The sequence below is a fragment of the Maribacter sp. TH_r10 genome, assembly GCF_033101095.1.
GTDB classification, from domain to species: Bacteria; Bacteroidota; Bacteroidia; order Flavobacteriales; family Flavobacteriaceae; genus Maribacter_A; species Maribacter_A luteus.
The window spans coordinates 161,472-175,660 of record NZ_JAWMPY010000001.1 but is presented as its reverse complement, the minus strand read 5'-3'; the positions used below and the strand labels follow the sequence as shown (position 1 = coordinate 175,660).

At 39.1% G+C, this 14,189-nt stretch carries 12 protein-coding genes; 1 reads left to right on the top strand and 11 read right to left on the bottom strand.

Annotation, left to right across the window (positions count from 1 at the left end):
• Position 1: 1 nt before the first annotated feature.
• From R3X28_RS00735 to R3X28_RS00700, 8 genes are all read right to left on the bottom strand, one after another.
• Positions 2–352: a hypothetical protein gene (locus R3X28_RS00735; protein ID WP_154365619.1), complete on the bottom strand. Its 351-nt coding sequence runs from the start codon at positions 350–352 to the stop codon at positions 2–4.
• A 1-nt stretch (position 353) separates the two neighbouring features.
• On the bottom strand, positions 354–848 hold the full coding sequence (locus R3X28_RS00730) for a DUF6265 family protein (protein ID WP_154365617.1): 495 nt from the start codon (positions 846–848) through the stop codon (positions 354–356).
• A gap of 59 nt (positions 849–907) precedes the next feature.
• A complete protein-coding gene (locus R3X28_RS00725) occupies positions 908–1,483 on the bottom strand; it encodes a pentapeptide repeat-containing protein (protein ID WP_154365615.1) in 576 nt (191 codons plus the stop codon).
• Positions 1,480–1,908 (bottom strand): PH domain-containing protein, encoded by a 429-nt coding sequence (locus R3X28_RS00720; protein WP_154365613.1) that lies wholly within the window; start codon positions 1,906–1,908, stop codon positions 1,480–1,482. The genes R3X28_RS00725 and R3X28_RS00720 overlap by 4 nt, the downstream gene beginning before the upstream one ends.
• Before the next feature lie 13 nt (positions 1,909–1,921).
• A complete protein-coding gene (locus tag R3X28_RS00715; protein ID WP_317661668.1) occupies positions 1,922–5,068 on the bottom strand; it encodes a VPS10 domain-containing protein in 3,147 nt (1,048 codons plus the stop codon).
• Positions 5,069–5,260: 192 nt separating this feature from the next.
• A complete protein-coding gene (locus tag R3X28_RS00710) occupies positions 5,261–7,066 on the bottom strand; it encodes a glycoside hydrolase family 2 protein (RefSeq protein WP_282055531.1) in 1,806 nt (601 codons plus the stop codon).
• Between the two features lie 56 nt (positions 7,067–7,122).
• Positions 7,123–9,681 (bottom strand): beta-mannosidase, encoded by a 2,559-nt coding sequence (locus tag R3X28_RS00705; protein ID WP_317661666.1) that lies wholly within the window; start codon positions 9,679–9,681, stop codon positions 7,123–7,125.
• 471 nt (positions 9,682–10,152) lie between these two features.
• On the bottom strand, positions 10,153–10,524 hold the full coding sequence (locus R3X28_RS00700) for a diacylglycerol kinase family protein (protein WP_317661665.1): 372 nt from the start codon (positions 10,522–10,524) through the stop codon (positions 10,153–10,155).
• A gap of 489 nt (positions 10,525–11,013) precedes the next feature.
• Here R3X28_RS00700 and R3X28_RS00695 point away from each other — a divergent pair, with 489 nt between their 5' ends.
• Positions 11,014–11,874: an outer membrane beta-barrel protein gene (locus R3X28_RS00695; protein WP_317661664.1), complete on the top strand. Its 861-nt coding sequence runs from the start codon at positions 11,014–11,016 to the stop codon at positions 11,872–11,874.
• A 120-nt stretch (positions 11,875–11,994) separates the two neighbouring features.
• Here R3X28_RS00695 and R3X28_RS00690 read toward each other — a convergent pair whose 3' ends face one another.
• The 3 genes from R3X28_RS00690 to R3X28_RS00685 all read right to left on the bottom strand — a co-directional run bounded on the left by R3X28_RS00690 (position 11,995) and on the right by R3X28_RS00685 (position 14,183).
• Positions 11,995–12,759, bottom strand: coding sequence for a DUF6090 family protein (locus R3X28_RS00690; protein ID WP_317661662.1), 765 nt, complete (start codon positions 12,757–12,759; stop codon positions 11,995–11,997).
• A 79-nt stretch (positions 12,760–12,838) separates the two neighbouring features.
• Positions 12,839–12,955, bottom strand: coding sequence for an IS3 family transposase (locus R3X28_RS19355; protein WP_411556591.1), 117 nt, complete (start codon positions 12,953–12,955; stop codon positions 12,839–12,841).
• 298 nt (positions 12,956–13,253) lie between these two features.
• The gene (locus R3X28_RS00685) at positions 13,254–14,183 is read right to left on the bottom strand and encodes an alpha/beta hydrolase (protein ID WP_317661660.1); all 930 of its coding nucleotides are present in this window, start codon (positions 14,181–14,183) and stop codon (positions 13,254–13,256) included.
• Between the last annotated feature and the right edge of the window lie 6 nt (positions 14,184–14,189).

The following is a 14,189-nucleotide window of genomic DNA, read 5'->3' as shown; positions in this document are numbered from 1 at the left end:
TCTATTCCCGTTTAACGATCATATAATAATCGTTATCCAACGGCAAATATCCTAAGTCGTATACAAAGTAGTAAGTAGTGCCTTTTTTGGTGGTATAAAGGTTAGTGATGAATTCGAAATCGAAACCTTTGTTCATCAACCGGGTTCTGGTGGTTTTCGTTTTGCCGTCTTTTAACGGAAAGCTATCCAAAATACGGTAATTCTTACGCAGTCGGTTATTTATATTCCGGATGAGGTTTTTGCTGACTTTGTTGATCTTGTTGTTATAGGCGTTTCTGCAATGGTCAGAGCAGAATTTTTTGTCTATACGCCCCTTGACCTCGGTACCACATTCCAAACATTTTCTCTGCATCTTATTGCTCCCTTTTATAATTGAACTTTACTTCTTTTGAAGATCCATCCTCATCACCAACGACGACATACATGTTTATTTCGTTTTCGCTTATTCTTTCTATGGTGAAATCATCGAAATAAATTTTGTCACCTTCTAACTTAACCAGTTTAAAATCTACGGTTTCATCTTTTTCTTCCCATCCTTTCAACGAACCATGAAAATGTTTCAGTTGTAATATCAAGGTTTCATCGCGCTGTTGAATATGGCCCACTTCGTAGAATTGTACCTTACCCTCGGTTACCAGTTTAAATACGAACATCATGGAATCTCCCAAGGGCGGACTCCATATTTCTTCGGCAATGCCACCAAAGGCTTCTCCTTTCCAATGGCCTGTAACCCAAGAAACATCTTCCAAGGTAGCTTTAGGTGGTATGTCGTTATCAGAAAAAGACATTGTGTTTTGGGCAAAGCAACTTACCGAAAAGCATAGTAAAAGTATAGTGGATAATTTCATACAATAACACTTTAGTTCATAGCAATATACGAAATATCGGTTTACGAACGATTGGTATATTAATCGTCGATTTGAATGTCGTACTTGAACAACAGGCCCTCTAACCCTTCCTTGGAAAAACGTGCCTTTTTTATTTTGTTCTGTTCAGGGTCTATTTTATAATTGTAAGCAGTACTGAAATCGGCCTTTTCCAATATGGTATTGTTAAATACCGCTTTTCCCAAATCACAGGATTGGAATATGGCTTGGGTAAGGTCGGCTTCGGTAAAATCAACATCGATCAATTTGCAATGGTCAAATCTGAATTTGGGCAATTTCATGGTATAGAAAGAGGAGAAATTCAATATACAGTCAGAAAAACTGAAGGACATTATGAATTTGTTGCATTGATTGAATTTGACCCCTAGTATTTTACATTGTGTAAACAGAACATCATTGAAGACCGTTTCGACAACATTGGTGTTGCTCAAATTACATTCGATGAATTCGCATTCAGTAAAATTCTGGTTGTCGAGATAACCATCTGCGAAATTGCAATTACTGAAAATACAGTTTTCGTACTCCCCGGTTTGAAGGCGGTTTTTACTGAAATCCTGCCCTTTGAAAGTTTTATCGGCTATAAAAGGTTTTATCATTGCTTGGCCTTTGATCTGGTTCTAAGTTCAATTTTTATTTTCGGGTTCCTTTTTTTGAGGTCATCAATGAAATCATATTTAAGTTTTGGGGATATGATGACATTTTTACCGTTGTCCAGATTTATTTCCAATCGATCCAACGATGCGGCTGGGGCACTAATAGGATTATGGGTTTCGGTAATCCTTGTTATTTGGCTTATTTCGTAGGATTGTTTCAAAAGAAACCCCGATTTCACTTTCAGTATATTACCGTCAATGGTGTAATAGGTCTGATGGAAAAGGTGGGCAATAAAGGCAGCGGTAAGGGTCATGAATAAAAGTCCGCCCCAACTTTTATCCAATATCAGGTTGTAGGAACTAATAATAAAAACCAAGACAATAACGAGCACTAGGCCTATTCCTATTTTTGATTTATAAACTTTCAACAGTCATCTTTTTTTATTCATTTAGGATTATGGCTGGCAATCCTAAGTCATTATATAATTTGTTATATGCTTCCATTTCATCGTTTACGATGGCATTTCTTTCATTTTCATAAGTCTTCCATTCGGCCATAAGGTCTTTAAGTCGCTCTTTAGCCCCTTGGGTCACTTTAGGTTCCGCAACATCCACATAACTCTTTAGCTCCATAAATTCCGCATTGAGTCGGTTATTGAAATTGATTACATCCTGAAAAGTTTTTTGTTTGGGTTGTATTAATTTCCCTTCCCAGGTTTCAATACGCTCAATTAATGATTTGCCCTTTTCCAATAGTTTTTCGGCCTTATCATTGCCTTTCAGCAACTCGGCGTAACTTTTCAATTGTGCTTTTGCCGATAGCATGGATGTAACCGATTCGTGAATACTTTTTATACCACTTTCAATGTGTCCCAAAACAGTTTGTTGTTCCTCGTAGTTGGCTGTTGTACCTTCTACCTTTGGATTCTTCATTACCGTAACTTCTGTTTCGGATGTCAATCCGTCTACGGTCAGTTTTAATTGGTAGGTGCCTGGACCCACTCGTGATCCTGCATAACTACCGTATACGAAAACCTTGTCTACAGCAGGTAGATTTTCTTTTCTGAAATCCCATGTGAATCTATTGAATCCTTTTTTGGATGGAAGTGTTTCTGGTTTGGATGGGCCACCGGGCCATGATTTAAAATCTTTCGGTTTTTTGTTCGTATAGGTTCTTATGGTTTTGCCTTTGTGCAAAACCTCTAATTTCAAATCCAAACTATCGGCATCGGTATCTAAATAGTAATCGAACGTTACTCCGGATTTAGGGTTTTGTCCAAGTCCAGGAACGGGTTTATCGGTATGCCCACCAAATATCAGGTAAGTATCTTTGGGTTTGAAAATACTGATTTGTTTTTTTGGAGAATCCATATTCTGAATGGGCGCAAGGTCATCTAGAATCCAAAAAGAACGACCGGCTGTGGCGGCTACCAAATCATTATCCTGAATGATCAAATCATTGATTGGAACAATAGGCAAATTCAACTGGAAAGGTTGCCAATTTTGTCCGTCATCCAATGAAATGAACAAACCGGTTTCCGTACCGGCATAGAGCAAACCTTTCTTGCGTTTATCTTCCCGAACCACCCGTACGAACGTATGTTCACCAGTTATACCATTTGTTATATTATACCAAGTGGTTCCGTAATCCGAGGTCTTAAAAATATAAGGTTTAAGGTCCATTTGCTTGTAACGCATCACTACCACGTAGGCTGTACCTGGATCATGTGGTGATACCTCAATACTGTTCACGATTCCCTCTTTTAAATTCGGAGGGGTTACATTGGTCCAATTCAGGCCTCCATCTTTTGTAAGATGTATAAGTCCGTCATCACTACCAGCCCATAGTACCCCTTTTTCATGGGGAGATTCAACCAAGTACATAATGGTATTATAATTTTCACCGCCAGCGGCTTCATTGGTATACGGACCTGAACCAGGCCCTTGTTTAGATTTATCGTTTCGGGTAAGGTCTGGACTGATAATGTCCCAGCTATTTCCGTTATCCATAGATTTGAAAACCACATTTCCCGCATGGTAAATGGTGCTTCTTTTATGTGGGGAACTTATAATAGGGGCATTCCAGTTGTATCGGAATTTAAAATCTTCAGGAGCGTTTCCGAGGGCTAATTCGGGATATTCCTTAATGGGTTTTCCTTCACGAGAAGCCCGAACCCATTTCTCGATGATTCCTTGATAGCAACCTCCGAAAACCACTTCAGGATTATCGGGATCAAAGGCCAAATAGGCACTTTCACAACCAGCGACGGAGTACCAGTCTTTCCAATCGATTCCTTGGTCGTTGGTTCTACTGGCAATCGCAATGGCCGAATTGTCTTGTTGGCCGCCATAAATATTGTAGGGCACTAAATTGTCAGTTATTACGCGGTAGAACTGTGAGGTAGGTTGATATTGCTGGGAACTCCAGGTCTTTCCCCCATTATTCGAAACATTGGCACCGCCATCATTCGAATTGATTATTTTATTGTTATCGGTCGGGTTGATCCAAAGGTCATGGTTGTCCCCGTGAGGTGTTGGTAAAGGTTTAAAACTCTTTCCCCCATCGATGGATTTTGTTACTGGGGCATTGAGTACATATACCAAGTTTTCATCCTGTGGATCCGCAAAAATTTCCATGTAATACCATGATCGGGCAATATTGATTCGATCTTTGTTTACTTGCGTCCATTTTTTACCGGCATCATCAGAGCGATAAACGCCTCCTTTCTCACCTTCGGCCTCAAGGACGGCAAATACGCGTTCAGGATTGGCCCTTGAAACAGAAATTCCTGCTTTACCGAATTCTTTGGGCAATCCTTCTTTCATTTTTTTCCAAGTATCCCCTCCATCGGTTGATTTGTACAAGCCGGAATCTTTTCCTCCAGAGGTTATGGTCCAAGGAAAGCGTTGGTGCTGCCACATGGCCGCATATAGGATCAAAGGGTTCTTCATGTCCATAGATAGAGAAGAAGCTCCTGTGATGTCATTTACGAATAAGATCTTTTCCCAAGTAGTGCCACCATCCATTGAACGGTAAATACCACGATCCGGAGTTGGGCCGTACTGGGCTCCTTGTGCCGCAACAAATAAGATTTCTGGATTGGTCGGGTGAATAATGATGTCGGAGATATGTCGCGTATGGTCTAAACCCATATGTTGCCAAGTTTTACCGGCATCATTAGATTTGTACACGCCATCACCCATAGAGGTCATGACCCCACGGGCGGCATGTTCGCCCATACCGACAACGACTATATTCGGGTTACTTTCGGAAACGGCTATATCGCCAACCGTTCCCGTTTTAAAAAATCCGTCAGAAACGTTCTTCCAAGTAATACCGTCATCAACGGTTTTCCAGACCCCACCACCGGTACTTCCCATGTAATAGGTCATCGGTTGTTTTACAACTCCGGTCGAGGCTACACTTCTGCCCCCACGAAACGGACCTATATTACGCCATTTGAGTCCATGGAACATGGAATCCTGCACGGTGATTACAGGAATCGCTGACTTCTTTTTACGTTTTTGGGATTGTACGGATAATGGAATGATGAGTAAGGCAAGGAGAATTAACTGCAAGGATTTCATACGGTTGGTCTTTAGGTTTTTACTAGTGCCCGGGAGCTACTTCTGAAAGGTAAGAAACCTATAAGAAAAATGCAGGGTTGAAAAAGTGTTTTCTGTTGATTAAACGTAATTATGTTAAGGATATGGCGAAAAAAAACCTTGATCATTGCTAAAACGGATAGCAATCACCAAGGTTCAATGCGATAAATAAGCTTAATTATTTTCTTTGAGATAGTAATCGCGAAGAATATAAAAAGCCTGTTTTTTCATGCCTTGTTCAGAGATTAGGCCTTTTCTATTGAAATCTTCTTGAATTCGTTTTAAAGGTCTTCTTGAGGAGCGGAAATCCATTAAGATCCAAGGGGATAATCCTGACAAAAATTCAATGTTCCGCATCATTTCAATATTGGTCTTATACACATCGGCTTGGTATTCTTCGGTCCACCGTTCATTTTTATTTCCATGTAAGCCATAGAGCGCACCACCGCCAACTTCGCTCATGATCATGGGCTTGTCGTAAGCACTTGCCCATTTTACCGAAGAACATTTTTGCGGTTCGTCAACGTACCAGCCACAATAATGGTTTATCCCGATAACATCCACAGCTTCACCTAATGGATCTTCGATCATTTTGCCGCCTTCTCCCTCACTCTGGGTGTCCAAGGCGGCGGTTATCAATCGTGTATTGTCCAATTTTCTGGCCTCATTGGCAAGGTTACTTAAGAACGAAAGTCGGGCCTCACCCTCAGGGGTTTCATTGGCCACTGACCACATAAGGATCGCTGCCCTGTTCTTGTCACGGGAAATCATTTCCGTTAGTTGGTTTTTTGCATTGGCATACGTATCCATATTGTCGAATAAGATGGTCCAATACACAGGTATTTCCGACCAGATCATAAAGCCCATTTTTTCAGCCTCACGAACCATGGTCTCACTATGGGGATAGTGGGCCAAACGAATATAATTGCACCCTAGTTCCTTGGCCCATTGCAACAATATCCTGCATTCTTCTTTAGAGGTTACCCGACCAGTTTTAAATGGGGCTTCTTCGTGAATACTTATGCCCTTAAGGAAAATTTCCTTCCCGTTTAGTAATATCTTGGATCCTTGGGTAGATACGGTTCTAAAACCGATGGCATCGGTAAGTTTATCGGCCCCTGTTTTTATGGTTACTTCGTAAAGCTTTGGATTTTTCGGCTCCCATAGGGTGGGTTTTGCTTTTATCGAAAAATTCGCCCTTCCGTTTTTAATAACGGATTTCACATTTTTACGTAGTTCGGGAATACTGATTTCCACGTTATCGTCATCCGTGCTATTTTCGACGGTTACCCAACCTTCAATGTTGTTGGTACTGCCTTTTGCCAATTGAATGGAATAATCGCTTATGTGGGTTTTAGGTGTTGAGATCAAATGAACGGATCGGGTAATGCCACCGTAGTTCCACCAATCTTGGTTGACCGTGGGTACATTTTCACGTTTACGTTTATTGTCCACTTTCACGACTACAAAATTATTCCCCTCTTTCAGCTTATCAGTAACCTCAAACTGAAAAGGGGTATAGCCACCTGTATGGGCACCTATTCGTTCTCCATTTAGGTAAACGATTGCTTCGTAATTAACGGCTTCAAAGTAGAGATAGACCAATTCGTTGGTTTTGGCGGTGTAGTCAAAATCTTTTTTATACCATACGGTACCTTCGTAATAATACAGTTTTTCCATTTGGGTGTTCCAGTCTCCTGGTACCATAATCTGGTAACTGGTGTCAAAATCGTATTCTATTAAATCGGAAGGCGATTGCATTTTGGCATTTTTGAAGTACCCATTATCCATGGGTTGTAACCTGTGGTTGTAATAGCCATTCTCCAACGGGTCAATTATGATATCCCACAAGCCGTTCAAAGAAACTTTTTCCCTTGAATCAATATTTTGAAGTAGATCGGCAAATACCTTTTCCTGTGCAAAAAGGGTCGTAAATGAGGAGATAAACAATAGGATGATTAAGCTTTTAATTGGTTTCATGTGCATTTTCAATTTCATTTTTCGGGTTGAATGGAACTTTATCGTGACTGATTTAACTAAATATCCGTTTCATAAGTATCTACCAAGGTTATCACCTTAAGATTGTTTTTAAATGAATCTAAATCGTCGTTTTCATTCTTTTCGATGGAGACGGTTTTTTTGGTGTTCGGTAGCATATCAAAATAATTATCCGAGAAATTGGCATCGGATCCAGTAGATAGAAATACATTCTTGGCCAATTTTCGGGTACTCAAAGTTACTTCAAAACTATCGGTATTTTCCTTTATCGAGAAAGAAAGTTCCGGATTGGGAAAATCGAGGGATTTGTAAGGGGAGAAATAATGTACATTCTCCATTTTCACCTTCTCATCAACGATCAATTCACCCTGTAAAAGTACATTTTTCGAAACTGTTCTGTTGACCAAATCCCTTTTTGGAATTGTAAAATAGGACTGGGACCGGTTGGGTGCCACAACAACCTCTTTTTCCCATTGGTTGATTTCATTACCTTCGAAATCGAGCAGGCGAAGCTTCAATTTTGCATTAAGTGGTTGCAGGGAATCGGACACGATGTGTACCTTTAGACTGTCTGTCTGCTCTTCGAAAGTGACCAAGAAATTTTCAAAAGATTTTTTTGCTTCGTAATGAAGGGCCTTCCATTTACCATAATAATCGATGCTGGACCAAGAGGCTACTGGCCAACAGTCGTTGATCTGCCAGTATAAACTTCCCATACAGCGATCCCTGTTTCTTCTGTGGGCCTCAATGCCAACTTTAATCCCATGGGCCTGTAAAAGATGGCTAACGTATAGGAAACTTTCAAAATCTTTTGGTCGTTTGTAGTGGCGTAGCATATATTCCTCAATGGTCTCATTACCAATGCTTGATCTTTGGTGCGATTTCATAACCTCTGAATAAATGTCATAATCTTCTGGAATGGTGTATTTTTTAACGCTTGACATTTCTGGGAAGGACTGAAATCCGTATTCAGACATAAATCTGGGAATTTCAGTGGTGTATTTTTCGAACGGTTCTTTGCCCCACCACACCATCCAATAATGGGCATCCCCTTTATCCAAGGATTCCGGTTCCCCGAAATCACTTTCAGGGGATGATGGCCAGTAGGCGCGGTTACCATCGAAATTTTGAACCACTTCCGGAAGTATTTTGTGAAAGATATCATCATAGGCCTTCCAAATGGTATCCGAAATTTCGGGAGATTGATTTTCTGCGACCTGATTTTTCCAGCCCCAATTTTCCCAAGCCGAAAGAATCTCGTTATTGCCGCACCAAAGGGCAATTGATGTATGGTTGCGCAGCCTTTTCACATTGTCAATGGCTTCTTGCCTAACATTGTCAAGAAAGTCTTGGTCGCCAGGGAACATGGCACAGGCGAACATAAAATCTTGCCAAACGAGAAGCCCCATTTCGTCGCACATTTGATAAAACTCGTCGTTTTCATAAATACCACCGCCCCAAACGCGGAGCATATTCATATTGGCCTCCTTGGCGGAGGTTAGGATGTGTTCGTAGTTGGATTTTTTTGCACGGGGTAAAAAGGCATCTTGGGGAATGTAATTGGCCCCCTTCATAAATACGGGATGCCCATTTACCTTGAAATAGAATGATGTTCCGTAGGCATCGGGTTCCCTGACCAGTTCTACCGTTCTAAGGCCTATTTGATGTGATTTTCGGTCGATATAGGAGTCAGATATAACTTTAACTTCGATATTGTACAATACTTGGTCACCCATGCCATTGGGCCACCATAATTCCGGATTTTCTATTTTGAAAGGAATATTGAACTTGTTTTTTCCTACCGCTAACGCAACTTCTTGTTTTTTGATTATGGAATCATTGACAAGGATTTCAATTTCCGATTTTTCGTTGATTTCATTGGCACTCAATTCAATTTGAGCCGTTAGGCTGGCACTTTGGGCCAAGGTGTCTTGTTTAATATAAAGGTCATCGATCTTATGGTGGTTCCAACTACGCAGTTTTATAGGTCTCCAAATACCGGAACTGACCAAACGTGGTCCCCAGTCCCAGCCAAAATGGTAACCTGCCTTTCGGGTAAAAATGCTCACTTGTTTATCACCTTCTACCTTACCGATATTTGCAAGGTCATTGTCCGATACGGGAATTTTATAGCCCAAGGCATCGTATTTCTCCAATCCTTTTTTAATTGGCGATTCGAATACGATTCGTAAAACATTATTACCCTCTTTCAATTTCGATTTTACCCCGGCCGAATAGGTACGGAACATATTATCGGTCTTTAAGATCAGTGTGTCGTTCAGGTAAACGGTACTGTAGGTGTCCAAACCTGAAAAATCAAGTTCTATTTCCTGTTTTTCTAGGTTTTCTTTGGTAAGGTTGAAATTTGTTTTGTACTCCCAGTCCTTTTTATCTATCCATTGCAGGTCGTGTTCGTTCAACCGATAATAGGGATCGGGAATTTCCCCGATTTCCATTAGGTCGGTGTGAACGGTTCCTGGAACGGTAGCGCGGTTCCAAAGCGTGTCTTGGGTATTTTTGAAGGTCCAGTTTTGCGCAATTTCAATCTCGGAAACCGATGGATCATTGTCACAACTAGATAGAAAAACAGTTGCCATAATAAAAAATAAAGTTTGAAGTAATCGAGTGGTTTTTAGCATGGTTTTATTTTTTCATAATGTTAAAGGCACGGCCTATTAATCTATAGTTCATCAGAAGGTTCGGCCAAGGAACCTTTCTTAATGGTAGAGCCGTTTTTATTCTGTTTCCCCCAATCTTTAAAGGATAGGTGCCTTTATATCGGAAATTTATTGGGGAACAAAATTTCCTTTGAATTTAAGTCAAACGGGTAGGGCTTTCGTATGCGCTTTAAAGTCTATCAAATTTAAAGGTTGATCGCTTTTAAAACAAGTGTTGTGTATTTACAAATAGGTATTTGACAATATTGTACCAGTGTTTGATTATTGATGCCATATTCACCAATGATAAACGGATTTTTTAAATGAATGGGCAGGATTTTGGATTGGAAACCGAGGCACGGTTTCCTCGATTTATAGAGAAGATGCTTCTGAATATTTGAACCTTATGGATTATACCAAAAGGTTTATAATATAAGGATAATAGATAAGAATGATAGTGACCAAGCAGGAAAGGGCCGCAAAGGTTACCGCTCCGGCCGAAATATCCTTAATGAAGCCTATTTTCGGGTGGTTTTCCAAATGAACGAAATCGGCCAATTTTTCCGCCGTAGTATTCAGGCCTTCTACGCTTAGGACAAGGCCAATTGCCAAAATCTGATTGATCCAATCCTGTTTGGAAATATCGCATACGAATCCCAAGATGATCAATACCACGAAAATAATTAATTGGGCAATGATACTATGTTCTGTTTTTATTAAAAGCAGGGCTCCTTTAAGGGCATAACCGATACTTTTGATTCTTCCATTGATAAATTTCCTCATTGGATGTAGTCCTCACCCAGTAGCTAAGGTTTACTAGGTTATTGTTTTCGCCAAAAATAGGATAAAATGTATTACCCTGTAATTGGGTAAAAGGGATACGGTGTTAAGAGTTCATTAATTTTTTATTTGGCATTACGCTGGTTATGGCCGGTTTTCAATTGCATACTGTATTGTGGTTATAAGAATTAATGAAATCATTTTAAGAATGTTTTTAAGATTAATTAGATTAAAGACGTCTGATTTTGACAATAACAAAGGAAATGTTTTAAAAGTTTTGAAGATTGATCAAAACTTAAAAGCTGTTAAAACCAAGTTTATTATTGAAGTATCTTTGACAATGGATTTAATTGGGTTGTCGACTGCACGCGTAACACTTTTCTAATCAAAAGAATATACCTTTGAATAAGGTCGTTTGGTTTTGATGTTGGGCTTTGGAAACCTAATTTTTTATAATACTTTCTGTTAATAATTCTAACTAAATCATCAATTATGAAGCAATTAATTACAGTAATCGCAGCTGTCTTGGTAAGCACCTTTTCTTATGGGCAGTGGCAATTTTCAGCAAGTTCTGGATATGCCATAGGAAGCGCTGGCATGAAATTGGGAGAACGAGTGAATGCCTCAGAAACAGAAAACTCTTATGGTAGTTACGGTGAAGGGGCCAACGTTCAAGTACGGGGAACCTATTTCTTTAACGAATCGTTTGGAGTGGATTTAGGAGTTGGTTACTTACATGGTACGGATCAAGATGTATCAGTTGTTGATTTACCTAGCACAGAGGTAAATGCAGTGGCCAGGGCCCGTGCTTTCGGAGCTTCAACTTCCATTGTTTATAGATTTACCAATAACATTTATGGTCGTTTTGGGGCTTTATTGAAATTAGGAGGTAAAACCGAAGCCGTGGTGTATCAAAAATCTGTTTTCTCTGAAGAAGAGGCGGCGGCTTTTGGTGTGCCGGAAGGGTCATATTCCGAAACAAATTATAAAGAGGATTATCACGGACATTTTCCTTTAGGCCTCGTAGCCGCACTTGGTTATAAATATGATTTGAATACGAATTGGAGTCTTTTTGTAGAGGCTGAATACTACGGTATCAGTTTAAAAAGAAAAGATTCCGAACTATCTGAATTCAATACTGATATTGTTTTGCCCGATGGTTCTGTTGCCGTGAGCGGTTATTATAATATGGATAATTTACCCGAAGGCGTTAATAGAAAAACGACTTATGAGGATAGTTTGTCGAATACCAATACAGATACCTCTAAAACACTATCACAAAAAGTACCATATTCCTCTTTCGGACTCAATATAGGTATAACCTATAAATTAGGACGTTCTAAAAAAGAATAGAGGGCCTAGGGATTTTCTTTTGATCCTTTAAATAAACGACCCCATCAAAACGTTGGTTTTGATGGGGTTTCTTTTTTAAGGGCTGCGCTGTTCCCTTATTCGTACATAGTGGGTTTTTGGTTATTCTATTTCATGCTCAATTAACTCCAAAATAGCGTTCAGATCTTCCATCAAAGGAGCGTAATGTGCTTTTTCCATAGCACTACTGGTAAGAACGAACATTAAAATATTATTCTCGAACGCCCTGGAATCCAATAACCCGAGATTGCTGACATCCTGCCCGGTTTTTTCGATACCTATTGCTTGGTTTACACCTGTTAGGTCGAATATGACCCGTAAACTGTTGTCATTTGTCCTAAAAATATCAAGTACTTTTTCCCGTTGGATACCGAGTTCGTTTTCTTGTTTGGTTACATCCTCTAAAGTAGATATCCAATTGGTTAATTGTATTCTTAAATCTGGGTTTGAAATGTCTTTTAAACTTCCTGAGCTTATGATTTCGCTTAAAAGGGAGTTGTTGGGGTTAAAGGAAATATCGGAAGAAAAAGTATTGAACAATAATTGTGAAAACTGTGTTTCGGTTGGGGGATGGTTTTTATCGGAGATATATTGCAATAGTTTTTTAGCTCCCTGGAAATTTTCCTTGTTTACCTCGATCAACGCATTTAACTTGAACTTACTGGTCTTGAACTCCTCTTTTAAGCCATTTAAGTACGTCTGTTCTTTTTCCTTGATTACCCGATTTTGATTGCTATTATCTATGGCAAGGGCTATGAGTATCCCAATCACCACAAGAACAATCTCTCCTATTGCATACAACAGATATTTGCTGAATTTGTTTTCAGAAATCAAATTTTGTCTAATTTTCCTAAAGAATTTTATCATTGGTTAGTGGTTTTCGATAATGACTTATCCTAAAATACGGCACAAGTTAATACTTGTTTTAAGTGGTATAATGATGAACCTAATTAGATGTTTTGTACTTTAAAGATAAATGTAATCTAATTTCATTGTATAGATTGATTACATTTTTTGTAGCCCTTTTTGCGTGTTGTAGGCTAACAAAGGGTTTGGTAGAGATAAAATTTATCGTTTAAAATACCGATTACACGCTCAGACAACGCCGTTTTCATAGTAATTGCTCTGCCTGGCCATACTGATTTCAATCTTGTTTCTCTTCAGTGTTTATGTATAGATGTTATGTTGTATTATGCTTTCGGAATAATGAACAAGTGGTTCAATCTCATTTTGTAGCTTTTATTCAGGAAGGGCCATAATTTACAAACAAGGTGGTAGTGCTTGGAAAGTTGCAAGCAAAAAGACACAACCTCCTAGGAAAGCCGGTATTAACTGTATTTTGAAATCGCTGTTGGTAGAATTTATTTTTTAAACAAGAATCCTAAAGGAATATGGAGCCTTTTACTCCAGGCATTTTCACTATGGTTTTCTCCAGGGAAATATTTAGTGATCCAATTATCTTCGTTGTATCCTTTTTCGACCATCAACTGGTCTACTTTTTTTTGGATTTCCGGATATAACTTATCCAATGTTTCATCTCCACAATCAAAATAAATCTTATGGCTTTTAGGATTTGGAAGGTTTTTGTTCAAATACGTAATAAATGCATCTGGTATAGGGTTGTTGTCAAGGGTAAAAGTACCTGGCCAATGCGTTGATAAACAAGCAGCCCCTCCAAATACCTTTGGGTATTCACAAATAGCATACATAGAAATTAAACCTCCCATACTGCTACCCATCACATAGGTGTTTTCTTTGTTAGAATAAACCGAATAGGTTTTGTCAATATACGGTTTTAGCTCTTTAACAATAAACTTAAGATAGTTGTCAGATTGAGGACGGAATGTATTTGTTATTGGAACATGAGAGCTTTTAAGTTGGGCATTTACAGTATCTCTTTGACTATTTGATAATAATTCAAATGGTTTTTGCGGAAAATAATCAGAGTGCCTCGTTTCTCCTCCATTCCAAATGCCAACAACAATAAATTTTTCAATCTTATGTGATTCAAATAATTTGGAAGCCACATCATCTACATTCCATGCTTGTTTGTTCCACGAGCTTTCAGGGTCGAATAGCATTTGTCCATCATGCATGTATAACACAGAATATTTTTTCGATGGTGAATAACCCTCAGGCATCCAAATATCAACATTCCTGGGGGTTATATATTTTGACTCGAAATTCTCAATACGTTCAATCTTACCATGAACGACTTTTGGAAGCGAACTTTGTGCTTTTACAGAAAGAATAAATGACAAGACTATAGTGGTAATTATTAATTTTTTCATCTGTTA

What these genes read in the sequence shown, in the direction of transcription:
- R3X28_RS00735 (WP_154365619.1), bottom strand. Translation starts at nt 352, where the DNA reads ATGCAGAGAAAATGTTTGGAATGTGGTACCGAGGTCAAGGGGCGTATA.
- R3X28_RS00730 (WP_154365617.1), bottom strand. Translation starts at nt 848, where the DNA reads ATGAAATTATCCACTATACTTTTACTATGCTTTTCGGTAAGTTGCTTT.
- R3X28_RS00725 (WP_154365615.1), bottom strand. Translation starts at nt 1,483, where the DNA reads ATGATAAAACCTTTTATAGCCGATAAAACTTTCAAAGGGCAGGATTTC.
- R3X28_RS00715 (WP_317661668.1), bottom strand. Translation starts at nt 5,068, where the DNA reads ATGAAATCCTTGCAGTTAATTCTCCTTGCCTTACTCATCATTCCATTA.
- R3X28_RS00710 (WP_282055531.1), bottom strand. Translation starts at nt 7,066, where the DNA reads ATGAAACCAATTAAAAGCTTAATCATCCTATTGTTTATCTCCTCATTT.
- R3X28_RS00705 (WP_317661666.1), bottom strand. Translation starts at nt 9,681, where the DNA reads ATGGCAACTGTTTTTCTATCTAGTTGTGACAATGATCCATCGGTTTCC.
- R3X28_RS00700 (WP_317661665.1), bottom strand. Translation starts at nt 10,524, where the DNA reads ATGAGGAAATTTATCAATGGAAGAATCAAAAGTATCGGTTATGCCCTT.
- R3X28_RS00695 (WP_317661664.1), top strand. Translation starts at nt 11,014, where the DNA reads ATGAAGCAATTAATTACAGTAATCGCAGCTGTCTTGGTAAGCACCTTT.
- R3X28_RS00690 (WP_317661662.1), bottom strand. Translation starts at nt 12,759, where the DNA reads ATGATAAAATTCTTTAGGAAAATTAGACAAAATTTGATTTCTGAAAAC.
- R3X28_RS00685 (WP_317661660.1), bottom strand. Translation starts at nt 14,183, where the DNA reads ATGAAAAAATTAATAATTACCACTATAGTCTTGTCATTTATTCTTTCT.